This is a genomic window from Pseudoalteromonas sp. SR41-1 (assembly GCF_014164015.1).
GTDB lineage: Bacteria > Pseudomonadota > Gammaproteobacteria > Enterobacterales > Alteromonadaceae > Pseudoalteromonas > Pseudoalteromonas distincta.
Genome location: NZ_JACJEK010000014.1, coordinates 98,286 through 123,368, shown reverse-complemented (window position 1 = coordinate 123,368; position 25,083 = coordinate 98,286). Strand labels below are relative to the sequence as shown.

19 protein-coding genes and 1 riboswitch are annotated in these 25,083 nt (G+C 36.2%); of the genes, 2 read left to right on the top strand and 17 right to left on the bottom strand.

Going from position 1 to position 25,083, the window contains the following annotated elements:
- Nucleotides 1–7: 7 nt before the first annotated feature.
- The 4 genes from acnD to H5118_RS13595 form a co-directional block, all read right to left on the bottom strand.
- Nucleotides 8–2,617, bottom strand: coding sequence for a Fe/S-dependent 2-methylisocitrate dehydratase AcnD (acnD, locus tag H5118_RS13610; protein WP_182749120.1), 2,610 nt, complete (start codon nucleotides 2,615–2,617; stop codon nucleotides 8–10).
- 130 nt (nucleotides 2,618–2,747) lie between these two features.
- Entirely contained in the window at nucleotides 2,748–3,872 is a 1,125-nt protein-coding gene (gene prpC / locus H5118_RS13605; protein WP_182733219.1) for a 2-methylcitrate synthase, read from the bottom strand.
- Between the two features lie 305 nt (nucleotides 3,873–4,177).
- Nucleotides 4,178–5,056 carry a methylisocitrate lyase gene (gene prpB / locus H5118_RS13600; protein ID WP_002962361.1) on the bottom strand — a complete coding sequence of 293 codons (879 nt, stop codon included), beginning with the start codon at nucleotides 5,054–5,056 and terminating at the stop codon, nucleotides 4,178–4,180.
- 322 nt (nucleotides 5,057–5,378) lie between these two features.
- Entirely contained in the window at nucleotides 5,379–6,065 is a 687-nt protein-coding gene (locus H5118_RS13595) for a GntR family transcriptional regulator (RefSeq protein WP_007582477.1), read from the bottom strand.
- A gap of 265 nt (nucleotides 6,066–6,330) precedes the next feature.
- Here H5118_RS13595 and rsmF point away from each other — a divergent pair, with 265 nt between their 5' ends.
- Nucleotides 6,331–7,782: a 16S rRNA (cytosine(1407)-C(5))-methyltransferase RsmF gene (rsmF, locus tag H5118_RS13590; RefSeq protein ID WP_182749119.1), complete on the top strand. Its 1,452-nt coding sequence runs from the start codon at nucleotides 6,331–6,333 to the stop codon at nucleotides 7,780–7,782.
- A gap of 565 nt (nucleotides 7,783–8,347) precedes the next feature.
- On the opposite strand, the gene H5118_RS13585 is transcribed toward rsmF, so the two are convergent.
- The 7 genes from H5118_RS13585 to H5118_RS13555 form a co-directional block, all read right to left on the bottom strand.
- Complete coding sequence (locus tag H5118_RS13585; protein ID WP_182749118.1) at nucleotides 8,348–9,052, bottom strand: VpsP family polysaccharide biosynthesis protein; 705 nt, start codon at nucleotides 9,050–9,052, stop codon at nucleotides 8,348–8,350.
- Nucleotides 9,045–9,773, bottom strand: a complete 729-nt coding sequence (locus H5118_RS13580; protein ID WP_182749117.1) for a tyrosine-protein phosphatase — start codon at nucleotides 9,771–9,773, stop codon at nucleotides 9,045–9,047. The genes H5118_RS13585 and H5118_RS13580 overlap by 8 nt, the downstream gene beginning before the upstream one ends.
- Before the next feature lie 5 nt (nucleotides 9,774–9,778).
- Entirely contained in the window at nucleotides 9,779–11,986 is a 2,208-nt protein-coding gene (locus H5118_RS13575) for a polysaccharide biosynthesis tyrosine autokinase (protein ID WP_182749116.1), read from the bottom strand.
- A gap of 19 nt (nucleotides 11,987–12,005) precedes the next feature.
- Nucleotides 12,006–12,524: a polysaccharide biosynthesis/export family protein gene (locus H5118_RS13570; protein WP_182737648.1), complete on the bottom strand. Its 519-nt coding sequence runs from the start codon at nucleotides 12,522–12,524 to the stop codon at nucleotides 12,006–12,008.
- Complete coding sequence (locus H5118_RS13565; protein WP_182749115.1) at nucleotides 12,524–13,738, bottom strand: outer membrane beta-barrel protein; 1,215 nt, start codon at nucleotides 13,736–13,738, stop codon at nucleotides 12,524–12,526. Before H5118_RS13565 ends, H5118_RS13570 begins: the two co-directional genes overlap by 1 nt.
- Nucleotides 13,722–15,125: an undecaprenyl-phosphate glucose phosphotransferase gene (locus H5118_RS13560; RefSeq protein WP_182749114.1), complete on the bottom strand. Its 1,404-nt coding sequence runs from the start codon at nucleotides 15,123–15,125 to the stop codon at nucleotides 13,722–13,724. Before H5118_RS13560 ends, H5118_RS13565 begins: the two co-directional genes overlap by 17 nt.
- A gap of 151 nt (nucleotides 15,126–15,276) precedes the next feature.
- Nucleotides 15,277–15,627 carry a 3-phosphoshikimate 1-carboxyvinyltransferase gene (locus H5118_RS13555; protein ID WP_182737810.1) on the bottom strand — a complete coding sequence of 117 codons (351 nt, stop codon included), beginning with the start codon at nucleotides 15,625–15,627 and terminating at the stop codon, nucleotides 15,277–15,279.
- Between the two features lie 1,489 nt (nucleotides 15,628–17,116).
- Nucleotides 17,117–17,208: riboswitch (cyclic di-GMP riboswitch) on the top strand.
- Between the two features lie 90 nt (nucleotides 17,209–17,298).
- On the opposite strand from H5118_RS13555, the gene H5118_RS13550 reads away from it, so the two are divergent.
- Entirely contained in the window at nucleotides 17,299–18,423 is a 1,125-nt protein-coding gene (locus H5118_RS13550) for a hypothetical protein (protein ID WP_182749113.1), read from the top strand.
- A gap of 707 nt (nucleotides 18,424–19,130) precedes the next feature.
- On the opposite strand, the gene H5118_RS20930 is transcribed toward H5118_RS13550, so the two are convergent.
- From H5118_RS20930 to H5118_RS13520, 6 genes are all read right to left on the bottom strand, one after another.
- The gene (locus H5118_RS20930; RefSeq protein WP_409074713.1) at nucleotides 19,131–19,388 is read right to left on the bottom strand and encodes an acyltransferase family protein; all 258 of its coding nucleotides are present in this window, start codon (nucleotides 19,386–19,388) and stop codon (nucleotides 19,131–19,133) included.
- 236 nt (nucleotides 19,389–19,624) lie between these two features.
- Nucleotides 19,625–20,821 (bottom strand): lipopolysaccharide biosynthesis protein, encoded by a 1,197-nt coding sequence (locus tag H5118_RS13540; protein WP_182749112.1) that lies wholly within the window; start codon nucleotides 20,819–20,821, stop codon nucleotides 19,625–19,627.
- Nucleotides 20,822–20,906: 85 nt separating this feature from the next.
- Nucleotides 20,907–21,488, bottom strand: a complete 582-nt coding sequence (locus H5118_RS13535; RefSeq protein ID WP_182749110.1) for a serine O-acetyltransferase — start codon at nucleotides 21,486–21,488, stop codon at nucleotides 20,907–20,909.
- Nucleotides 21,485–22,804, bottom strand: coding sequence for an O-antigen ligase family protein (locus H5118_RS13530; RefSeq protein ID WP_182737672.1), 1,320 nt, complete (start codon nucleotides 22,802–22,804; stop codon nucleotides 21,485–21,487). Before H5118_RS13530 ends, H5118_RS13535 begins: the two co-directional genes overlap by 4 nt.
- 2 nt (nucleotides 22,805–22,806) lie before the next feature.
- A complete protein-coding gene (locus H5118_RS13525; RefSeq protein WP_182749109.1) occupies nucleotides 22,807–23,940 on the bottom strand; it encodes a glycosyltransferase family 4 protein in 1,134 nt (377 codons plus the stop codon).
- On the bottom strand, nucleotides 23,937–25,079 hold the full coding sequence (locus H5118_RS13520) for a glycosyltransferase (protein ID WP_182749108.1): 1,143 nt from the start codon (nucleotides 25,077–25,079) through the stop codon (nucleotides 23,937–23,939). Before H5118_RS13520 ends, H5118_RS13525 begins: the two co-directional genes overlap by 4 nt.
- Nucleotides 25,080–25,083 lie beyond the last annotated feature (4 nt).

Below are 25,083 nucleotides of genomic sequence, written 5' to 3'. Positions count from 1 at the left end.
TTTGCCCTTATGCAGATTGCGTTGCTTCTAAAAAGTCTTGAGCAAAGCGTTGTAACACACCACCAGCTGCGTAAATAGAAAGCTCTTCTTGGGTATCTATACGACATTTCATAGGCACACTAAGCACTTCACCGTCTTTACGGGTAATACTTAAATTAACGGTGGCGGCTGGTTTTAAATCACCCGTTACATTGTACGTTTCACTGCCATCCAGCTTTAGGGTTTTACGCGTTGTGCCTGCTTTAAACTCAAGCGGTAAAACCCCCATACCAATTAAGTTAGTACGGTGAATACGTTCAAAGCCCTCAGCTGCGATTACTTCAACGCCTGCAAGTCTTACGCCTTTTGCAGCCCAATCGCGCGACGAACCTTGACCGTAATCGGCACCGGCTACAATAATAAGCGGCTGTTTACGCTCCATGTAGGCTTCGATTGCTTCCCACATACGGGTATTAGTGCCTTGTGGCTCTAGGCGAGCGTAAGAGCCTTGCTTAACGTCGCCGTTTTCATCAAGCACCATTTCATTAAGTAGTTTTGGGTTTGCAAATGTTGCGCGCTGCGCTGTTAAATGATCGCCCCGGTGCGTTGCGTACGAGTTATAGTCTTCCTCTGGGACGTTCATTTTGGTCAGGTATTCGCCAGCAGCGCTGCTTGCCATAATTGCGTTTGATGGCGATAAATGATCCGTTGTAATGTTATCGCCAAGTACTGCAAGCGCGCGCATACCAGTCATAGTGCGCTCACCCGCAAGTGCACCTTCCCAATAAGGAGGACGACGAATGTAGGTACTTTCTGGGCGCCAATCGTAAAGAGGATCGTTATCTTCACCGTAATCTACGGTTAAATTAAACATAGGCTCGTATACTTTTCTAAATTGCTCTGGCTTAACGCTTTGCTTAATTACCGCATCGATCTCTTCATCTGATGGCCATAAATCTTTAAGCGTAATATCGTTGCCTTGTTGATCTTGCCCTAGTATCCCTTTTTCAATATCAAAGCGAATAGTGCCTGCAATAGCGTACGCAACAACTAAAGGAGGTGACGCTAAAAATGCTTGCTTAGCATAAGGATGAATGCGTCCATCAAAGTTACGATTGCCAGAAAGTACAGCCGTTGCGTATAAATCACGTTCGATTACTTCTTTTTGAATAACAGGGTCAAGAGCCCCGCTCATACCATTACAGGTAGTACACGCAAAACCAACAATGCCAAAGCCAAGTTGCTCAAGCTCTGTTAGTAGGTTTGCATCTTCAAGGTATGATTGCACTGCTTTAGAGCCCGGTGCTAATGAAGTTTTAACCCAAGGTTTGCGCATTAAACCCTTAGCATTTGCATTACGGGCAAGGAGTGCAGCGGCAATTACATTGCGTGGATTACTCGTATTAGTACAGCTAGTAATCGCGGCAATAATACATGCGCCGTCTGGCATTAAGCCTTCTTCATTTTCAACAACACCCGAAATACCTTCTTTAGCTAAATCGCTTGTCGATACACGGCGGTGTGGATTAGATGGACCCGCAATATTGCGCCCCACGCTTGATAAATCAAACTTAAGCACACGCTCATATTTTGCGGTTTTTAAGCTATCGCTCCAAAGGCCTGCTGTTTTTGCGTAATTTTCTACAAGGGCAATTTGTTCTTCTTCACGCCCTGTTAAACGCAAGTAATCTATTGTTTTATCATCGATATAAAACATGGCGGCAGTTGCGCCAAATTCAGGCGTCATGTTCGAAATGGTTGCTCTGTCGCCAAGTGTAAGCGCATCGGCACCTTCACCGTAAAACTCTAAATAAGTAGAAACAACACGTTGCTCGCGTAAAAATTCAGTAATGGCTAACACAATATCGGTTGCGGTAATACCGGGTTGGCGCTTGCCAGTTAGCTCAACACCGACAATATCGGGCAAGCGAATATAAGAAGCACGGCCAAGCATTACGCTTTCAGCTTCAAGCCCACCTACGCCCACAGCAATAACACCTAGCGCATCAACATGTGGCGTGTGGCTGTCGGTGCCAACTAAAGTATCTGGGAATGCAATGCCATCTCGGTTTTCAATAACCGGCGACATTTTTTCAAGGTTAATTTGATGCATAATGCCGTTACCCGGTGGAATAACGTCAATATTTTTAAACGCAGTTTTTGTCCAGTTTATAAAATGAAAACGGTCATCATTGCGTCTATCTTCAATGGCGCGGTTTTTTTCAAATGCATCAGGATCAAAACCGGCATGCTCTACCGCTAACGAATGATCCACTATTAACTGCGTGGGTACCACAGGGTTCACTTTTGCCGGATCGCCGCCTTTAGCTGCAATTGCATCACGCAAACCTGCTAAATCAACAAGCGCTGTTTGCCCTAAAATATCGTGGCACACTACCCGCGCCGGATACCACGGAAAATCCAAGTCTTGCTTTCGCTCAATCAGCTGATTAAGTGCATCGGTTAACATGGCAGGGTCGCATCGGCGTACTAGGTTTTCGGCAAATACACGCGATGTATAAGGTAGCGTGGCGTATGCACCTGGCTTAATTGCATCTACGGCTTCTTGCGTATCGTAATAGTCGACGTTTGAGCCAGGTAAAGGTTTACGGTATTGGGTGTTATTAATTATGGTCATGGTAAGGGTTCGCTAATTTGGTGACGGTGTTTGCTCACAGCTAGCGTGTTTAATAAAAAGTTTGAGAAAAACTACTCGCTAGTGGCTATGTGCAATAAAAAAGTGAGCACATGCGTGCTCACTCATTTTTTTAACGTGACTCTATTGGTGTGTAACTACGTGCGTCAGGCCCTGTGTAATCGGCACTTGGGCGAATAATACGGTTGTTAGCGCGCTGCTCTTTTACATGTGCTGTCCAGCCCGTAACACGGCTCATTACAAATATTGGCGTAAATAATTTAGTTGGAATATCCATAAAGTGATAAGCAGACGCATGGAAAAAATCGGCATTACAAAACAGTTTTTTCTCGCGCCACATAATTTCTTCACAACGAACAGACACAGGGTAAAGCACGGTATCGCCCACCTCTGCCGCTAGTTTTTCAGACCACTTTTTAATAATTACATTACGCGGATCAGACTCGCGATAAATAGCATGACCAAAGCCCATTATTTTGTCTTTACGTTCGAGCATGCCCATAATTTCTTTCTCAGCATGTTCAGCGCTTGTAAAACCTTGAATCATATCCATTGCCGCTTCGTTAGCACCACCATGTAATGGACCACGCAGCGTACCAATCGCACCAGTTACGCAAGAATGAATATCAGAAAGCGTTGATGCACACACACGCCCTGTAAAAGTAGAGGCGTTAAACTCGTGCTCTGCGTATAAAATTAGTGATACATTCATTACCTGTGCAAACAATTCACTAGGTGCTTTGTCGTGTAATAAATTTAAAAAGTGTGCGCCAACAGAGTCGTCATCAGTTTGTGTTTCAATGCGTACGCCATCGTGTGTAAAGCGGTACCAGTAACAAATAATACTTGGGAACACAGCAACCATACGGTCGATTGCATCATTGGCTTGGCTAAAATCATTTTCCATTTCAAGGTTACCCAACATTGAGCAGCCCGTGCGCATTACATCCATTGGGTGCGCGTTTTTAGGAATATTTTCAAGCACGGTTTTAAGTGCATCTGGTAAGCCGCGTAAGCTTTTTAGTTTTGCTTTATATTCTGCCAATTCGCTTGTGGTTGGTAACTCACCACGTGAAAGTAAAAAAGACACTTCTTCAAACTGCGCTTTTTCGGCAAGTTCGCTAATATCGTAACCACAATACGTTAAACCAGAACCACTTTGTCCAACAGTACACAATGCTGTTTGACCAGCCACTTGTCCGCGTAAACCCGCGCCGCCTAATGCTTTATCTACCATGATCTTCTCCTATCTTAAATTTGTGTGTGATTGTTGGGCGCATTGAACTTTATAGATTGAAATTTGTTCAATCTAGGGGCGATTAAATCGCGGCGCGAAGTTTGTAACCTAGTGGACTAAGTAAAAACCGAGCAACAAAGAGATAATCGTCCCTAGAAAGAACCTAAGGGGCAGCGCATGTTTGGTATTTATGCTGCGTTATCGCCTATTTATGTGGAATAACCACACTTCATAGGCTCTGCCTTGCCTAAAAACCAAACACACTGCTGCAAATTCAACCATTAAAGATTAATACGCCCAAATTATTATTTGTCAGATTTTGATGAAAAAAGTGTGTCGAGTGTGTTCTCGTACGTGTGGTAATCTAAAAAGTCGTAAAGCTCAGAGCGCGTTTGCATATTTTCAATTTGGCTTTGTTGCGAGCCTTCATTTAAAATTGCTGAATACACGTTTAATGCTGCTTTGTTCATGGCTCTAAATGCACTGAGTGGGTAAAGCACCATTTCAACACCTACATCGCTTAACTGCTCTTTTGTGTAAATAGGTGTTTGGCCAAACTCAGTAATGTTTGCCAAAATTGGAACGTTAATCGCTTTTGCAAATGCTTGGTAATCAGCAAGGTCGTGTACGGCTTCTGCAAAAATAGCGTCAGCACCCGCTTCAACACAGGCTGCTGCACGGTCTATCGCGGCGTTTAAACCTTCTTTTTGAAATGCATCGGTACGCGCCATAATATAAAAATCGCTATCGGTTTTTGCATCCACCGCCGCTTTAATGCGGTCAACCATTTCACCTTGGCTTACAATTTCTTTATTAGGGCGATGACCACAGCGTTTTTGCGCTACTTGGTCTTCTATATGAAAACCCGCTGCCCCCGCTTTAGTCATTTCTTTTACTGTGCGTGCAATGTTAAACGCCCCACCCCAACCGGTATCGGCATCCACAAGTAGGGGTAAATCGCTAGCACCAGTAATACGGCGAATATCTTCAAGCACGTTATCAAGGCTTGTCATACCCAAATCAGGCATACCAAACGAAGCGTTTGCAACACCGGCACCTGAGAGGTAAATAGCTTGGTGACCCATTTTTTCAGCCATCATCGCTGTGTAGGCGTTAATAGTACCTACTACTTGTAACGGGCGGTTATTGGCAATAGCGTGTTTAAATTTTAATCCTGCTGACATTACTTTCTCCTCACTTTGAACGGTTGCTACGTGGAGTAACTTATAGTTTTAATCTGTAATTGTGACTGTTTAACTGCTTTTGCTAGCTTTTAACTTTTAGCTTTTAACAGCTTCTGTTTTTTGCGACTAATATCAATCTGTATGCGTATGAGGTCTATTTAACGATAAGAAAATCGTTCTGTAACTAGGCAATAATTTTTATGTTTAGTGGTTCTCGGCAATTGCTCCCTGCATTGCTCTACCTCCTGCATCCATGCAGTCGTAAATAAAAAATTTTTAACGACGTTACGGAGCGATTTAATCCGTTAAATTGTTCGAATACTCATATTGATTGGTATACATCAAATTTGGTTTGAATATTTGCTTGCGATGCACTTATGTGGCGCTTCATTAACATTTCGGCCAGTTCGCCGTCGTGGTTTTCAATGGCGTTAATAATAGCTAAATGCTCATCAAACGCTTTTGATACACGCGGCCCCACCATACCCATTTGTACACGGTACATGCGTATTAATTGATAGAGCTCATTACACAGTAAATGAATTAAATGCGCGTTTTTACTGCCTTGAATAATACGGTAATGAAAATCTAAATCGCCGGCTTCTTGATAATAAGATTCGCCTTCTTTAACACGTTGTGTTTGTAGGTGCTGATTAAGTAATTGCTTTAAACCTTTTACTTCCTCGGGTTCCATATTGTCGGCAGCAAGTCTACATGCCAAGCCTTCAAGCGAACTACGAACTTGGTAAACTTCAATCAAGCGTTCAGCGGTAAGGGCAACTACTCGGCAACCTACGTTAGCTTTACGCTCAACAAGGTAGCAACTTTCTAGGCGATTTAACGCCTCTCTAAGCGTTGCACGGCTTACACCATAACGTTTGGCAAGCTCAGGCTCTGATATTTTACTGCCTTGAACTATGCTGCCTTCAACAATCTCACGGCGCATATCTACAAATACTTGATCTGATGCGGTAGTTATAGGCGCTTCGTTTAAAAATGTGTGTGTCATAAGTTATTTTTTAGATTGTCGACAATTAATGTGGTTACTATGGGCTTATTAAAAAATCATGTCAACCCTTAAACCTATCAAAATGGCTAAAAAACACACCCATTGTCGACACTATTAATCTAAAGTCGTATAAAAATGGTTTTACAATGGACTAATACAGTGAAGTGTCGACAGCGTAATAAATTAGATGTTACGCTTTTTAGCGCTGAAAACACCTCGCATAAATGCTATTATCGCGCTTTATTTTTACAGTATGAGCTAACGCGTGAACGCCAACACTTTTATTCCTGAGCACTTTATTGATGACGTAAAAACCTATTTACCAGCGCATCTAAACTTAGATGACTTTTTAAATGCATGTCGTAGGCCCCTCAGAAAATCTATCCGCGTTAATACATTAAAAATTAGCATTGAAGAATTTGTAAAACGTGCAGCTGAAAAAAATTGGCTGCTAACCCCAATCCCTTGGTGCAGTGAAGGCTTTTGGTTAGAACGCCCCGAAGATGAAGAGCAAAACCTAGCCCTTGGTAATACCGACTTACATCTAAGCGGTGCTATGTACGTACAAGAAGCAAGTTCAATGCTGCCCCCTATGGCATTAAAGCAAAGCATTGAACTCGCAGGCACTCAAAGTAACACCGTGCTTGATATGGCATCAGCACCGGGTTCTAAAACATCGCAGCTAGCAGCACTTATGAATAACCAAGGCGTGCTTGTTGCAAATGAGCTATCGTCATCTCGTTTAAAAGTACTCAGCGCTACATTAAAACGCATGGGAGTAGGTAACTGTGCGCTCTCGCACTTTGATGGCGTTATATTTGGCAACTACATGTTTGAATGCTTTGATAGCATATTGCTAGACGCGCCATGCTCTGGCGAAGGCACGGTACGTAAAGACGCCGATGCACTAAAAAACTGGTCAATAGAATCAAACATTCAAATAGCCCAAGTACAAAAAGACTTAATTAAAAGCGCATTTTACGCATTAAAGCCAGGTGGCACCTTAGTCTACTCAACTTGTACACTTACCCCGCTCGAAAACCAGCAAGTGTGCGATTATTTACTCAGTGAATTTGGCGACTATATAGCGCCTGAGTCACTAAGTGATTTATTTGAAGGTGCAAGTAAAGCCACCACAAGTGAAGGCTATTTACACGTATGGCCGCAAACATTCGATAGCGAAGGCTTTTTTATTGCTAAATTTAAAAAGCACACCAGCTGTAATAATCCAAATCAAACTGTTAAAAAAGGTGCATTCCCGTTTAACGAGTTTGATAAAAAACAAAGCGCCTCGTTTATGCAATCGCTTAAAAAGCACTTTGGGTTAACTAACCTACCTGGCAGCTTAATGCAGCGCGACAAAGAACTGTGGCTATTTCCACAAGGGTTTGAAGCCGTTCAAAATAAAATTAAATATGCACGTTTAGGTATTCAAATTGGAATTATTCATAAAAACGGCGTAAGGCTAACGCACGAGTTTGCAACCGTATTTGGCAATAAGTGTAAAACTAATGTATTTGCTTTAAATAACGAGCAAGCAAATGATTATTTTCAAGGTAAAGATATACGCTTAACTGAGGCAACTCAAACTATAGGCGAAGTGGTATTAACGCTATGTGGCTGCCCTATTGGGCTGGGTAAATGGCAAAAAAATAAGATCAAAAATTCATTACCACGAGATCTAGTGCAAAATACTCAGTTAATAATCTGGGTTTAAACCAAAGTACAAATTACGCATAATTAATCTAATACTTTGTTATCAAATGTAACCAGGTGGCGAAATTAGTTATGCTTTATTGAGGAGCTTTACTATAGTTTTAAGTACTTTCTTCTTCTCCCTAAGAATCCAGAAAGTGTTTTTTAGTTAGCGCAAGGCTCTTAGTGAGCCAATCTATAGCCCAGAGTTTTCCCTAAATCACTCTGGGCATCTTTTTGCCTATGCAAATTTAGTAGGCAAAAAGCAGCGCTTTTAGAGAAGTTATAAATCAGTTCGTTGAATAGCTTACTTGATGACTTCTCATTTACTCCTCATTCTCTTCTCTTTGTGCAAATGTTCTTTTAAGAAAAAGTGATTTAAGGGCTAATTTCTTCTCTGTGTAGCGCGCAGCGCCTCGGTGTTCTCGGTGGTAATATTTTATTTATAAGTAACAAGAAGCTACGCTTCTAACCTGAGCAAGCTCAACGTCTACAAGTAAATAAAAGCAATTTAACTTTACTCTCGGTAGTGGGATTCAATAGCTGACATCTAATATCTGAAACCTAATATCTTTCCCTAACAAAACCTAGTTACAATGTTTTTTAAACATCCAACTGGTTCTGACTCGCTCAAAATGAGCGCCAAATTTAAGCGACAAACATAAAATAGGTAAAGTATCTACCTGCTTAGCAATGTCGAACGCGCGCGAAAACTTATGGCCATGCTTAGCTGCCAGCTTAAGCTCGTTAACATATAACGCTTTATATTTTGGAGGGAGCTGTTGCCAGTTCATTAGCGCAATTTGAATAATACCTAACTGTACATCAAACTTGTAAGGGCCTACCTTTTTAGCCTGCTGAATATACTCATAAACACGTTCGCTTGGCCCTTCTTGGTAACTAACAACTTGTGCTAGTGCAATCCAGGTTTCTGGCCAGCTTTGACGCAGCGCTACCGACTGTAAAAGTAATTGCTCTACCTTTTGGTAAATTGCTAAAACATCGGTGGTTTTATCTGTATCAGCCGCTAATTTAAGCATTTGAACATGTGCCATTAACTGCAGATAGTGCGGATGTGTGGGCTCGAGCGAACTGGAAAGGTTTATAGCATCTTGTGCTGATTGTAAATTTTGTTGGGAGTAATTATTAGCACTGCCTTTTAACGTATTAACAGCATTAAAATACCAAGCGTTAGCCCGCATGCTTTGAAAGCTTGAAAAACAAATCGCTAATGTAATTAGCACAAGCACAACTATTTGAACCTGCTTAAAAAGCTTATTGGTATTATTCATCAAATAATGACGCCGTTAAATTAAATGGATTTGTTACAAACAACTCATGGGCTTTATCTACCCCCATTAAATCACTCACAATTTGCCTAGCTTTACTTAAAATAGGTGGCCTGCGTTTAACCGAATGCGCGTCGCTTGCAATATAGTTCACTAACCCATTTTTAAGCATATCAACACTAATAGCTTTTGCTTGTTCGCCCCACTCGCCTTCAATACTTGACGCAGTTAACTGAAATTCACAACCTAGCTGCTTTAAACGCTCTATGTAAAAGGGTTTTGCTTGTATATCGCGGTTACGTTCTGGGTGCGGAATAATCGTTTTAATATTTTTTTTATCAAGCCACGTAATAAACTTATCGTACCCTTGCGGTACGTGTGAGTGCGGTAACTCAAGTAATACATAATTAGCACCATTTAAATTACCAATAAACGGTAGTTTTTTGCTCATAACCAAGGTCATTAGCTCTACATCTAACCTAACCTCTGCTGCAACAGCTAGTTTAATACCAATATTATTTACTAATGCCTGTGCTTTTAAATTAGCTAGATCGTCATAAATATGCGAAGCAGCGTTATTAAAGCGGCCTAAATGAATGTGCGGAGTAGCTACCATGTGAGTTATACCATCGGCTTGTGCCATTTTTAATAGCGCTAAAGACTCCGTTAAGTCTTTAGCGCCATCGTCAAGCCCAGGTAGTATATGAGAATGTATATCTATCATTCGTTTTAAGCTGTTGATTGCTCAGGTTTTTGTGAGTAATCATGGTAATCGTAGTAGCCGTAGCTGTGTTCATCGTTTGACTTACTCATATCAACTTGATTAAGCACTATGCCAGCAACATGTGCTTTAGACTCAAACAAACGCTCAATACCCGCTTTTATTGGTTTAATACGAGTTACATCAGATTTAACCACATAAATAACCGAATCTGCACTTTGTGCTATAACTAGTGCGTCACTCACTGCCTGAGTGGGCGGCGTATCAATAATAATATGGTCATACTTAGCTTTAAGTAGCTCAAGCAGTTCACTAAAACGAATATTAGACAAAAGCTCTAAAGGGTTACCTGGTATTTGCCCACTTGGCATAATAGCAACACCCGACTGCTCGTCTATATGCACACACTCAGTAAGCTCCTCGGTACCTACAATTAAGTTACTTAAACCTGGGTGAAATACCGGAATATCAAAACGTTTTGCAATACTTGGTTTACGTAAATCGCCATCTATAATTAGCACTTTACCCATTTGTGCAAGCGACATAGCTAAATTAGCAGAGGTAGTGGTTTTACCCTCACCTGGGGAGCTCGAGGTAACCGCAATAACTTTAAGGTCGCGCTCTAACTGGGTTAACAATAGACTAGTTCGGAACGTGCGTACCGACTCGGCAAAACGCCTGTAGTTGTCATCAAGGTAAGCATGTATCGGAAACACACTATTTTTTGGCAATTTAACATGCGGCAACAAACCAAGCATACGTTGTGCTAATTTACCCTCAACATCATTTTTTGTTTTAACTGTATCGTTAAGCGCATCAAAGATAAAACTCATTACTACCGCAAAACCAAAACTTGCCACAAAAGCTAAAATAATAATAAGCTTTTTATTTGGCTTTGCAGGTTTATTTGGTGCATAAGCGCGGTCAGTAAAACGTGCGGCAGCCGAGCTAAAATCACTGGTTACTTCGGTTTCTTTAGATCTCGATAAAAAGGTATTAAATATACTGCGGTTTGTTTCAACTTCACGTTTTAACTGGTTATAGGCAGTTTCTTTACGGGTGATCTCTTGGTATTCTGCACGTATTTTAGCTAAGTCAGCCTCAAGCGCGCTTACGGTACGAGTAATTCGGTTTAGCTCTTTTTCAATGCCGGTAATTAGGCCTTTAATTTGCTTATCTAGGTTAGTTTTTACCGTAGCAAGCTCAGCCTTTGCCGATATAATTTTAGGGTGCTTAGGGCCGTAAACCTCGCTTAATTCACTTACCTTACGCTCTACTAAAATAACCTCGCGTTTTACATCTTGTACCACTTTATGTGATGTAATTTCAGGCATGCTACCTAATAGCTCTAAATTATTATTACCGTATTCGCTTATTACACGGTTAATACTTTGCAGGTTGTTTTTTTCGTTACGGGCCACTAGTAATTGTTGCGACATTTGCTCAAGCTCTTGCGTTACAAGTCCTGCAATACCTTCAATATCTACCAGTTTTTGTGCTTCACGGTAAGCTTGTAGTTTTTGTTCAGAGGTATCAAGCTGAATACGTAGTGCCGATAAACGCGTATTTAACCAATTAGATGCCTGCTGGGTAATACCCATTTTAGCGCGCATTTGGCTTTCTATATATACTTCACCCACTGTATTCGCCACTAAAGCAGCTAATTTAGGATCGCTTGACTCAAAACTAATTTTTACTAATTGAGTATTTTGTATTGGAGAAACACTCAAATTGCTTTTAAATTCGTTTAAAAGATATAACATTTCTAGGTGAGATTTATCTTCCTGAGATAATTCAAGCTCCTTCGTCTGTAGAAAAGGTATAAAAGCTATAATAATATTTGCGAACTCTTTAGAAACTGAAGATTTTGGAATAAAGTCCACATGTGACTTTAGGTCTAGCTTAGTGATGACCTCACGAGCAATACTGTCCGACTTAATAACCTCAAACTGAGTTAGGTAATATTCTTTTTTAGATGAGTCGAGGCCGTAAACTTCATCAAAACTTACAGCCTTGCTTTGCTCTGACTCTATTAACAAAGTTGCAGTGGCGCTGTAACGTGGTGTCATAGTCAAAACTAACATTATAACTAAAATTGTAATAACTATAGCGAAACAAAAAACACGCCATAAATTCCTTTTAATAATATTTAAATAAACACCTAAATCAATAAGCTCACCAGAACTGTCCAAAATTTCATTTACGTCATTCTTCATGTTTAATACTCTTTACAACTTAAAATAAGCGCTGTTCGATTTTTATTGTATCGCCCGCTGCAATTAGGCTGTTTAAACCACCTTTTTGTTGCTGCTGTTTAGTTTGCTCTTTAAATATGTATATTTTATCAACAGATGCACGCTCAGTTAAACCACCAGCAAGTGCTATAGCTTGGTTTACTGTCATAGAAGGTTGATAAGGGTAGGCACCAGGGTCTTTAACTTCACCATGAATATAAAAAGGCCTATATTCAACAACTTGAACGTATACATTAGGGTTTATTAAGTAATCAGGTTGTAAGCCTTGTGTTATAACCTGTTCAACTTCAGAAATGCTAAGCCCCGCTAATTTCACTTTACCTAAAAACGGGTAATTAACCTCACCACTATTACCTAAAAGTGCAGTAACCTCTAAATCAGGCTGGCCAAAAACTTTTATTTCAACCATATCTCCTGCACCTAATACATAATTTTGCTCAGACTGTGCAAAACAAACGCTGCTTAAAAATAGCAGCGTTAAACTAAAAATAAACTTCATTAATTAGCCTTTAAAGCGAATGTAAAATTAACACCTACAATAACGCGGTCAAACTCTATTGCGCTTTGAGTAGAATCTTTATCAATAAAGTCTACATAGGTAGACACCATACCAAACTTACTCGCAATATAGTTCAAACCTAAACGTGCACTTTTGGATTTATCTTTACGGCCTACATCACCAGTATATTGCTCATTAGTGTAATTAACACCAGCAAGTGAGCTTAAATAGTCGCTCCAATTATGTGCCCAATTAATACCATATGTACTTTCTTTTATGTAATCGCCTTCAACTAATGGATCTTTTGCTGCACGACTAGTGCTTAACTGCACGGTCGAATAACTTAATGGCTGCCAATTAACCGCAGCTTCCCAACTTAAACCGCTAAAATCTTCACGCTGAGCCGATATAAAGCTCTTTTTTTGATAACCTAACTTAAACGAGCCTGAGGTAACTGCCGTTGCCTCCCATTCCATACCGGCTAGTAATTTAGTATCGTCAGAATCGCGGCTAATACCATTAGCCTGCATCACATCATAACGATAATCTTCGCGCTTTAACTCTATAAAGGTTCTGCTTGAAGCTTGTGTATTGTAGTAAGCAGTAATACCCATTAACGTTTTATCGTAATCACGAAATTGTGAAACAGCTCTAAAATTTTGGTATTTTTTGTTAAAAAAACCAGCCTGCAGTGCAACTTGGGCTTTTGAGCTTACGGCACCATATTCGTATCGAGCATTAAAATTGTGTTGTTGGTATTCTACCAGCTCGTTAATTGCATCACCTAAGCCTTCAGTTAAACCGCTACCACGTGGCTCATACAACCAATCGGCGCTGGCATTAATATCTAACCTATGTTGGCTGGTAAATTCGTTATGCGTTGCAGCACTTAAATTAACTTGGGTAAAATTATCTGCGCTGTCTTTGTTATGCAAGCTTGTACTCGTAGCTGCATTAATACTGTAATAATTTACGCCATCTTCTATCAGTGCATCAATGTTTGGGGTAATAGTCCATATTAAACGCGACTCTTCATCATTCGGGGTGCTAAAAAAGTTATCATTACTGCTAACTCCTGTAGTTAAAGTAGGCGTAATTTCTGCGCCGTCTTTAGTTATAACACTGCCTGGCTTAAGCGCCGCAAATGCTGGGGATGTAACCCCCATACTTACAATTAAAAGTAAGCCTTTAACCGGATTAGTAAGCGTTTGCATTTTTAAATCCCTTAAATATTGTTAAAAAAATAATTTTTATATCAAACCATAACGACCAATGCTTAATATAGTGCAAGTCAAATTCTACCCGTTTTTCCATTTTATTAAGGGTATCGGTTTCGCCTCGCCAACCATTGATTTGAGCCCAACCTGTTATACCGGGCTTTGCTTTATGGCGTAGCATATAAAACTCTACTTTTTTACGGTACTCCTCGTTATGTGCAACAGCATGTGGCCGAGGCCCCACAATCGACATATCGCCTTTTAAAACATTTATAAATTGCGGCAGTTCGTCTAGGCTGGTGCGGCGTAAAAAACCACCTAATGGTGTTATACGGGAATCGTTTTTAGTGGCTTGAGTTACCACTGTGCTGTTTTCGGTCACGCTCATTGAGCGAAACTTCCACACTTTAATTTTACGTCCGTCAAGCCCGTAGCGGTCTTGCTTAAAAATTACAGGTCCTTTTGAAGTAAATTTAACAGCGAACGCTATAGCAATAAGTATGGGTGAAATAAGCATTAATATAATCGACGACACTACTATGTCTTCGGTGCGTTTTATAAACTCACGCGCACCAATAAAAGGCGATTCAAATACGCTTAGTGTGTCTACGTTACCAACATGCTCTACACGTGCATGTATTAAGTTTGATAGTAAAAAGTCGGGTATAAAATGTACATCTACAGTGGTATCACCCAGTTGCAATAATAGATCTGCTATGCGCTTATCAGCTTTCATTGGCAGTGCAATGTAGAGTATGTCTATTTTTCCCTCGCGTGCTGCACAAATAGCGTTTTGTATTGTGCCTGTTACTTCGTAAGTAGCTACATTATTAAATAATCGTTCTGGCTTACGGTCGTCATAAAAGCCTAAAAACTTAAAACCTAACTCATCGTTTTTTTCAATCTCGTCATATAAATATACCGCCGACTCAGTAGCCCCTACTATGGCAACATTACGTAAGTTCATACCGAGCTTACGGCGATTTCGTTTATATAAATTAACGGCATAGCGCCACGTGTATAAAAATATAATACTAAACAGTAACCATAAACCTAAACCAACTCGTGAAAGTGACTCAGTCAACTTAAAAACAAACATAACAAAAAACAAAGTGGCAAATGCTAAAAACAATGCACTCCAGGCTGTAAAAATCATGTCTCTAAATTTACCTGCACGCCACGAACGATAAGCCGAAAATATTTCAGCGCAGTATAAGTAACTTAAGGCAACAGTTAATATTGCAATCATGTAGTGGGTAGTTAGCTCAAAATGATAAAGAAAACTCGAGCATTGAAAGGCCAAAAATAGCGAAAAAATGTCGAACAATCTATAAAAACTAGCATCTGAGGAGCCGTTAGGCTTAAAAGTCCTTGAAGAGGTCATGCGATTCCATTCCTTTATAGCAAATACTTAGAAGTAGATTTAATAATAATTTTACAATATTTTTGCGAGCTTAGCCATACATTACTATTAAGTTCGAATAACAGAAAAATTTACATTCTAACGAAAAAAGAACAATTAGGATAAGGTGAGTTTAATTAAATAGGCTCTTAAACCGAGACCAAACACCAAATGAATATCCTTCAAACAAATCAATTCCCAACGCAGATTTAATCAAATAAGCTATTAATGTAAATGATAATAGTAGTAGAAGTGCAAGCACACTGGTAAAAAAAACTTTTAATAATAGAGAGATTTTTTTACTCCCCTCACTAAGCACTCGCCTATTACGACCACCTAAAAAAACTATATAATAACGATATCTAAAAAAGCTGAGTACGCCGCGAAAGTCAACACTATGTTTCCCCCACTGACGAGCACCTATCGCAACTTTTAGATACATTAGCTGCTCATCAGTAAAGGTTTCTTGAATGTTTTTTGGCATTCTTTGTAAAAAACTATTTACTGCGGGATCATTTTTTATGTTCAAGTTAAAGCTCGCTGAAAGTTTAGTTTATTTATCTTATAAAACATCGAATTAAGGAGTTACTAATATTAAATATAACGTTAAACCTAACCGTTATTTGAACATTAACTTAATGTACAACTTAATAAAAGCATTTTGAAGCGTAAACCTCAACCTAAATGTAAACTCGATTGGATACAAATATTCGATACACTACTCCAACACCCTGCACATTTAGAATACATAACAGCTTTTATAAATATTAATTATAGATCTATAATAAAAATATTGTTTATCATGGCGTTTAATAAAATATCTTTTAGGTTTAATTCCTTTTGTGTCTAAAATATTATCTAAAATTCCATGTTGCTATTCCGCTAGAAATTTAATTTATTAGCTGAGTCCCGGGCATATACGGCATTAATTGGTAAATCTTTACTTATCAGGGCTCCGGCTCCAACAATTAAGCTCGAACCAATTGTTACTCTAAGTATAATAATACAGTTACTTCAATGAAACGTTACCCTTTAGTACTGTAGGTTTTACATCATCAATAGCCGGATATTCATTACAATACCATCATGATTTACAAAACCATTTAAGGTAATGCTGACATTGTTTTCGACACTTATTAAATATGGCTCTTAATCAAAATCGAGATGACCAACGTACCGTCAACCTTTCGCTACTGCCCCACCAAACTTTCGCAGAAGTGCTACTTGACTAAGAACTTTGCGCGTGTAGTCTAATTATGACTCAAGTATAGCAAGTATTTTTTATGGGTTACGTTTAATTTTTGACATTTTTGAATCTTGAATTAGGGATTATTTCGCTTCAGATTAATTAAACAATTGAGTACAACTTTAAAGCTTTGGAATTTTAGATTTTTGTAAATTCATCATAGTAGTTATTAATGATTAGCATTTGATAATATGTGAAATAAAAAACCTTACATTCGAGACGTTAAAGCACATAGTCACTTCATTCTTATATAAAGTCGTCTTTATTAAAAATACAGATTATAGGGGCAATGAAAGAGTATATCCATTTTCTTTACAACTGTGTCACATCCTTGAAATAAATAAAATTATATACCTGTAGCAATACTTAATAGAAATTTATATAGTTTATTAACTATATAATATGCAATTAAAAAACTCAAGCAATCAACTTAGAAATATTTTTTAGATAAATGGATTATAGCAAAGAAGAATAAAGCTATTAGTAGAGTATGTTTGTTAGAATAATATTTTTATAATTTGGCTCTTAAAAGCCATACTTTAATAATCATTAAATAATAAAACTTCCAGTTTTTGATTAGATAATTTCAATGATTACGTATGAATCTCATGTCCACCGTTCCTCAAATAGGTAATCCAGTTAACTTTAGCTTAATTAATTCAGTGAGTTATAATTAAATAAAGTTTAAGCTTTCAATTGAGTCAAACTTTACTATAATAGAAGCAGAAAGTGATAAAGGCAAACTTGGTGAAAATCAAGGACGCAAAGCTTCCGGCCTAAAGTAAATACTTCATTTATTATGGTAGCGGGGTTACCGCATAGACACTAGTTGAAATTCATAACTATACCTTTGTTTACCTATTCATTTTTCAAACCTATTTGAATATTAATTTACTAAAGGTATAAATCATGAAAAAATTTATTATAGTATCATCGTTCTTCTTATTTTCATTTACATTACAAGCAAATACAGCCTTTATTAGTCCTGATGGTTCTGGTAATGGTTATACAGCGAATTCTCCTGCGTCCATTAGTAATCTAAACAATTTATTATCTGACACATCATTAAATAAAATCAATTTGCTTCCTGGAACTTACTCACAAACTGATGCTCTAGTACTTAATCAAGGTAGTCATCCAATGGAAGTTGTTGGGCTTAATAATGTGACATTTAGTAGCAATTACAATTTTTATTCAGGTGGTAACTCAGGGCTTGTTATTGCTCGTAGTAATATTTCATTTAGAAACTTATCATTTTTAAACACCAGGTATTGTTTCCGGTTTAAAAATAATAATGTTGAAAACGTAAACATTGAGAGTGTTAATGCTTACAACAACTCTAGTTGCATAGAATTTGATAGCAATATTGATAAGTATGTATCTAATATTTCGATAAATAACTTAAAAAGTATGGGTTATTACAAGGCTGGTATACGCATAAATGGTTCTGACACCCATAATATTAGTATTTCAAACACAATTTTAGATGGTCTAGCGACTTCTACTGAAAATGAAAGAGATTGTCACATTTCAGGTATTCTTATAGATGGATATTCTAAGGATATATTAATAGATAATGTATCTATATCAAACAATATCGGTGGTATTGAAGGGTGTAGAAGCTACCAGCAAGGTGACGGAATAGTCTCAAATACAAATACCAGCAATATAACTATTAATAATACAGTAATTTCAAATAGTAGAGATGCAGATCTAGATCTTAAAGGAAAAAATATTACTTTAAATAAAATAAAGTCATTATCAGGTAACGAAGCAAGGTATAACTTAAAATTATGGAACAATGAATTTACATGCACCGAATGTTATATAAATACAGCAAACGTGTCTGCTTTAATCGCCTTTGATTCTCATATTAGGATGTTAAATTCAACCGTAAAAGTTGATGAATCTGCGAGACTATGTGATTTACGCTACTTAAACACAAATACAACTGCAATTGATTTTGTTAATACTAATTTCTCATATTACGGTGACTTAGCTTATCAACCAAATAATCTAACTCAATGTAAATAAAATTACCTTTAATTTAAATGCAAACCCAGAATTGCATTTAAATTTATCTAGAGGTTAAATATATTAAATTAAAGTGTTTCTGGTGTTTACCTACCGAAAATAATATTTCAAATAAAGTAATTCATATCTATTTATAATATGGGATATTACATTCATTTACTATTTCGTAATTTACCACTAAAAGGAAATGCTAATATATTAGATTTTTTAACTATTAATTGATGGAAATAAAATGTACTTAAAAGGGTAAAAATACAAATTTTCAAAAACTAAATCAGTATAGGGAGGGTATACTTAGACATTATTAAAGAATAACAATAACAGGTTGATGTAACAAATAGATTGTATAAATAGCATCGGAAAGGAGTTTTATTTTTTCACTTTTATTTCGACCGATATAAGAAAGTAAAGAGATTGATGCTATCCCAAAAAAGGCTCCTATGAATGTAACAAAAACTTTAGTAGAAGATAGTTAGTTGCAGATAACAATAAAGACAGAGAATAAAATAAAGCGCTTGTAAATACAATTTTAGCCATTGTTAAATTTATATTCATTAATTCAAAAAATGCATCTCTCTCTTTATACAAATACATACCAAGAATAAAGTAAGGAGCATAATCAAGAAGAGCTCTTGTTGAGATAAATAAAATTTCAGGTTTTATTATGCAAACCAAACCAAAAAGAAAAACCGAGGAAAGAGGTGTAACTATGAAAGAAAATAGTATATTTTACTGTTATTAACATTCTTACTTTTACAACATAGGGTCAAAAGAAAGTAAAAACATAAATAATATATAGCTAAATTACCTATAAACCAAAGGTGTCCCATCCAATCACCTTTGAGAATATAGTTGTAAACTCCGCTGTAGTGTTCATTGAAACTATAATAATTAAATACTGAATTAATTGTACCTCCAGTGAATATTAAAGGAATCATAACTCGGTTTAATCTGTCTCGAAGAATATTTTTAGAAATCCCTTGTCAAATACTAAAACGTAAAAAACACAAATTATATAAAATACCTCCATACGAAATAATTTAATAAAGTCAGTAAAATAATTAAATAAAATATTTCCTGAATCATTAAATATCCGCCAATCCGGCTGATATTTATATATCAAAGAAGCATGAAAAAAACACCAACAATCATCAATACTGAACTCGTATAATCCAAACCATGGTAGCGAAGGTTTATTATTCTAACTATTATTGTTGTGTCTAAAAGTTTCAGACAAGTTTAAAATTGACTTAAGTAATAACCATGGCTTTAAAAAGCCAGCTAATCGGAATCTATACTCTTTGCGGCATGCTAAACTAAATACAGCTCCAACAATATCTACAATAAAAAATGAGAAAATAATAGAGTAAATAGTACCCAATAAGCCCCACAATTCCATAAACAACAAGCCAGTGCTTAAATTACTAATAAGCAAGCCTAAAGATCTATAAATTAATATTTTGTTATAATTAAGTGATATAAAATATACTCCAGCTAAAGTGTTTCCCAAAGAAAACACTAGAGTTAAACAATACAAAGGTAAAAATTGGACTATATTTTCGGTACCGTCGATAATGTAAGGTAAAATAATAGGTAAAACAAATACAGAACATATCGTTATTCCCAAATATAAATACGAAAAAGCTCTATTTATATGAGTGTACAAAATATCTCTGCTTAATGTGCTTTTCATTAGTAGTGGAATTATAACAACAGGAAATACTTGCGTTGGGACTAAAAGTATTTCCAGCATTCGTGTGGAAAAAGCAAAAACAGCTGTTTCCTCACTTCCTAAAACATTAAATACTAATAACGTGTATATCTTCCCTCCAAGTAAGGCGATTATGTACGTAGATGCGAACGCTGCAGATGTGTAAAAAAAAGCCTTTAATAAATCTTTTTTCAACATATTGAACTTAAAGTCAAAACCTGTTCTCTTGATAAATGCAAGTGTAAAAAGACAATGCTCAATTAGGGTAATTAATCCAATAGTCTCTAACGTCGCTCCGTTATAAATTGCAGTCACTTTTGTAATTAATCCAAATAAATAAATCAAACTTTTCATTTTTGAGATAAATTTATTTTCAGAGTTCATCTCTAATTTGTATTCATTTAGTCTGAAACTAATAATTACTGTTACAAGGCTATAGTAGATAAAAAACAAACTATTATAGTACCATCCTAACCCTAAAAAAGTCAGAGCTATTGGGGTTATAAATAAAAGCCTAAGTACATAAAGAGAGCTATAAACTTCTTTCTTTGTGTGACTTTCAGTATCTGTATAATTACGCCTAAATACATTAGGAGTACCAAATTCAGCTATTGCTAAAAGTATCGTAGCTATTGATATATAATATGCATAATACCCATACTCACTCTTTCCCCATACTTTCATCATACATAATACGAGTATAATAGATGAAAAAACTTGAATAATTCGGTGTAATGAAGAGTAAGAAAACTGCTTCGCAAAACTCATATACTTATTTACTCTGTGTTACGCTAAAAGAACGAAATTGCATAGGACCTCTATCTGATACTTTTCTAGCCGGTAATCCTGCTATAGTTTGATTTCCTTCTTTAAATGATTTGTTTACAACACTATTTGCACCTATTCCAGTATTATCGCCAATAATAATATCCCCATACAATTTTGCCCCCGGGCCTATATAACAATTATCTCCAATGATTGGGACATGTAAGCTATTATTAGTTGCTGCTCCAATATTGACACAAACATGGACTCTACAATTAGTACCTATTCTTGTATGAGAGTTAATAACGATGGTGCCGATGTGAGCAATTGATAAACCCGCTCCAAAAGTATTAACGGGTATTGTAAAGCCAAATTTTTGCCCTACTTTTTTTGAGTAAAACCTGAATAATAACCCCAAAACTCTACCAGCAAAAGATTTATGGCAATTAGTCCAATATTCGGCTCTTCTTAAAGCTCTTTGAAAACGCCAGATATCGTGAAATAGCCATTCTTTAAAGCTATCTTTAGCACCGAGACTTTTTTTATCTTCTAATAAATATCTTTTATAATCATGCTTAGACATAATCATAATTTTCTGCCCCTTAATTTGTTATTGCGAACCGTATGTTGATTATATATTGTCAATGCTGTTATTAAAGCGTAAAGAGTAGACCCCTCTATTTGCCAAAGTGGCATAGTTGCTAAATTCAAAATAAAAAAACCTAAATGACAAGCTAACAGACGACTACTTATTTCTGTTTTTATAACATTTTTATTATTTATTATTTTTAATAGCCACAAAATTGGAGCTGTTAATAAAAATACAAAAGATACAAGCCCTAAAATCCCATACTCAAATAAGTACGAAACAAAAGAGTTATGGGCGTACTTTTCAAAATAGTTCTTCCAGTTATCTGGTCCAAACCCGAATATGTGAACTTGTAATCCAGAGTTAACATACTCAGTAATATATAAACTCCAGTAATATACTCGAGCCGAAAAAATATCCTGCTGACTTCTTGAATAATATATTGCTGGCTTTATAAGATCCCCAGCCTGATTAATTACAACAACAATATCTGAAAATCTTTCACCAAATAAAACGACTAAAACCCCACCGAAAACTACAACCGCAATTGTCAAAAATAAAGAAACAGCCAGCCTTTGAGTTTTTATTAGTGAGTAGGTTACTTGAGTCCACATGTAAAAAATAAGCACAGGTAAACACGCGAGTAATGTTGTTCTATAATTAGTCATTATTAAACTAAATATTGAAATTATTATTAATACATTTTGAAATTTTATTTTTTTCTTTGGAACAAGTGTTAACATACAAAGAAATGTAAATACTAAAATAGAAAATACCGCTTCGTGATTGTAACCACCAACAAAACTCACTGATCCATCCGCCTCAGTAGCTTTACTTTGCCCCAAAAAAATAGATATAACTTGCAAAACCACCGGCATACCTAATGGAATTAATATATAACGTATTGCAACACTCGTTTTTAAATAATTTATAGCAATAAAAAAATGCATAGTAATCGCGATAAAATATATCCATTTTGTTATTGCTGAAATAAACCCAATTATACTAACGTTTACTAGAGCACTTATAAAAATACATATAATAAAAATATACACCGGTGTTAATTTTTTTATTAATAATATTTTTATTGGTAATAAAAAAATCCCAATACTCGCAACTATAATAGCGGCTAAAGCATTTATAGATAATCCAGCAACTATTGGTGGAAATGTTATCTCATGAAAAGCAGAGAGAAAATACCTCAACCAAATAGCCAAACCTACAAACAGTAAACTAGTATTTTTAAGCTTAGCCCCTTTAGTTGCGGTTATGTATAAAAAAATTAAGCCCACTATAAGGGCTATAATCGTCCACATATTTAGCTATCATCTTTTGCGTTAATGCAAGACAACGCTGCGTTGTAAAATTTATTAGCGGTGCTTTCCCAAGAGAAATTACTTTGTGCATGCTCCTTCAACTTAACACCAAGATTAAAACAAAAATCTTTATCATTAGATATTTTCATAAGACCAGACTGCAGTAAGTCTAAATTATCTGCAGGGAATACTGCCCTATCATCATCAAGAATATCTGTGTTAGCTTTAATATCAGCGGCTAAAACTGCTTTACCATTTATCATTGCAGAAAGAATACTGTTAGACATGCCCTCTAAGATTGATGGCGATATAAAAGCTCTACTGTTTTTCAATAAAGCTTCCAATTCTTGTTGCCCTAAATGTCCAACAAATAAAATATCTCCATTTGCATCACTAATCTGTTTATTTAGGTACTCTGGATCTTTAGAGTTACCGCCAGCAATAACCAATTTCATTCTACGTTTTTGAGATATATTATTATGTGCATTAACCAAAAGGTGTAACCTTTTTACAGGATCAATCCTTGCAGCGAATAACATATATTCGTCAGGAATTAAATTATATTTACTGAGCGTATTTACAGCGTCAACGTTAATTGATTTAGCACCGTTTGGTACAAACAAAGCATCAGATCTGTATTTGCTATAGATCTCAATCATTTCTTTACTATTAGCCGTAAATACATTTGCAAAACGCCAAGCACAATATTCACCCATGCGTAAAATGTTACGACTAACAAATCCCCACTTATCTCTTGCGCTATCAATTGCCCTTAGGCTCGATACAACTTTTATTCCGCTTAAACGTAGTAAAGGTGTAAAAATACATGGTCCAGAAGCAAATACAAAAACTACATTTGGTCTACTTATAAACATTAAGTGCAAAACACACCAAAAAATAATTCCGTGTTGTCCTAGTTTTTTATAAATCCAACTTGGACTATTTACTGCTTGTACATTTTTTATAATTTCTTGATTTACTTTACTAAAGTCTTCCGTTTTTGTTCCATAAACAGTAACTTTTGTATTTTCTTTCTGACTTATTACATCTGAAATTTCTCTAATAGCATTCTCTACCCCACCATAGTTTGAGTAAATTCCACGACCGCCTAAAAAGGCTAAACGAATATTTCTCATATCAATGGCTTCTCATTATTTTGGTTTGCTAATGTATTTACTATTATTTCAACAAATTTATCGCGAAATTTATCTGGCGAATAATCCTGAACTCTTAAATAACTTTTTTTAGCTAATTTATTTTTTAAACTTTCATTAAGACTTAAGGTGCGTATAGCTTTCGACAAACCTATTTTGTCCTTAACGTTAATCATTATCCCGTACTCAGTTTCAACATACTCTTCAGCAGGAATAAGCTGATTTAACTTTAGAATCTCACTAGGACCATCAGTGCAATTAGTACTTATTACAGCTTTTTTTAAAGCCATAGCTTCTACTAATGCATTAGGAAAGCCTTCTAAACTTGAAGGTAATATAAAAAAATCTGCATTTTTAATATAAACATAAGGATTTTTTTGAAACCCCATAAAATGGATTTTTTTCTCTAATTTTAAGCTTATTACTTTACATTTTAAACGCTCAAGTTCTGGACCTTCGCCTAATATTCTAAGGTCTTCTTTTATATCTGCTAAAGCATAAGCATCGATTAAAACATCAAAACATTTTGAAGTAACTAACCTACCCATGACTGCTATGTATGGTTTAGTAATGCTAACATTTGAATCTTTCGCAATCTTTTCTATCATATTAATATTGACAGGGTTATGTAAAGAAACAACATTTTTGGGGTTAATAAAATAATTTTCAATCAAACAGTTTTCTACACCTTTTGATACTGCAATAATCTTATCTGCTTTTCCGTAAACCAGCTTAGTTACAATTTTTTTTATATAATAAAAACGTTTATTTAATCTTCCATCAGTATTACTTCGTTCGCTTATGATTGACTTGTAACCAAAAATAAGAGAGCCTAAAACATTAAAAAAATTAGCCCTTGTTAAAAAACTAACTACATACGTAGGTTTTTCTTTTTTTATTAGCACTAAAAAATCAATTAAATTCTTTAAGCTAGGTCTTGGTCCGTTTAGCTGGTTTAAATGTATTTCTGATGGAAGTTGATAAGCAACTTTTTTATCATCGAGTAAAATAACAGAAAAACTATTTAGTGTTTCTGATTCGCTTTGAATTTTAACTAAATTACTAAATACTCTTTCAGCACCACCGCCTTCAAGTGAATTTATTAAATATATACCTTTCAACGTT

Coding starts and splice junctions, on each gene's coding strand:
- H5118_RS13550 (WP_182749113.1), top strand. CDS start 17,299: ATGAAAAAATTTATTATAGTATCATCGTTCTTCTTATTTTCATTTACA.
- H5118_RS13580 (WP_182749117.1), bottom strand. CDS start 9,773: ATGATAGATATACATTCTCATATACTACCTGGGCTTGACGATGGCGCT.
- acnD (WP_182749120.1), bottom strand. CDS start 2,617: ATGACCATAATTAATAACACCCAATACCGTAAACCTTTACCTGGCTCA.
- H5118_RS13575 (WP_182749116.1), bottom strand. CDS start 11,986: ATGAAGAATGACGTAAATGAAATTTTGGACAGTTCTGGTGAGCTTATT.
- H5118_RS13585 (WP_182749118.1), bottom strand. CDS start 9,052: ATGAATAATACCAATAAGCTTTTTAAGCAGGTTCAAATAGTTGTGCTT.
- H5118_RS13530 (WP_182737672.1), bottom strand. CDS start 22,804: ATGTGGACGATTATAGCCCTTATAGTGGGCTTAATTTTTTTATACATA.
- prpB (WP_002962361.1), bottom strand. CDS start 5,056: ATGTCAGCAGGATTAAAATTTAAACACGCTATTGCCAATAACCGCCCG.
- H5118_RS13540 (WP_182749112.1), bottom strand. CDS start 20,821: ATGATGAAAGTATGGGGAAAGAGTGAGTATGGGTATTATGCATATTAT.
- H5118_RS13525 (WP_182749109.1), bottom strand. CDS start 23,940: ATGAGAAATATTCGTTTAGCCTTTTTAGGCGGTCGTGGAATTTACTCA.
- H5118_RS13535 (WP_182749110.1), bottom strand. CDS start 21,488: ATGATTATGTCTAAGCATGATTATAAAAGATATTTATTAGAAGATAAA.
- H5118_RS13595 (WP_007582477.1), bottom strand. CDS start 6,065: ATGACACACACATTTTTAAACGAAGCGCCTATAACTACCGCATCAGAT.
- H5118_RS13560 (WP_182749114.1), bottom strand. CDS start 15,125: ATGACCTCTTCAAGGACTTTTAAGCCTAACGGCTCCTCAGATGCTAGT.
- H5118_RS13555 (WP_182737810.1), bottom strand. CDS start 15,627: ATGCCAAAAAACATTCAAGAAACCTTTACTGATGAGCAGCTAATGTAT.
- prpC (WP_182733219.1), bottom strand. CDS start 3,872: ATGGTAGATAAAGCATTAGGCGGCGCGGGTTTACGCGGACAAGTGGCT.
- H5118_RS13565 (WP_182749115.1), bottom strand. CDS start 13,738: ATGCAAACGCTTACTAATCCGGTTAAAGGCTTACTTTTAATTGTAAGT.
- H5118_RS13570 (WP_182737648.1), bottom strand. CDS start 12,524: ATGAAGTTTATTTTTAGTTTAACGCTGCTATTTTTAAGCAGCGTTTGT.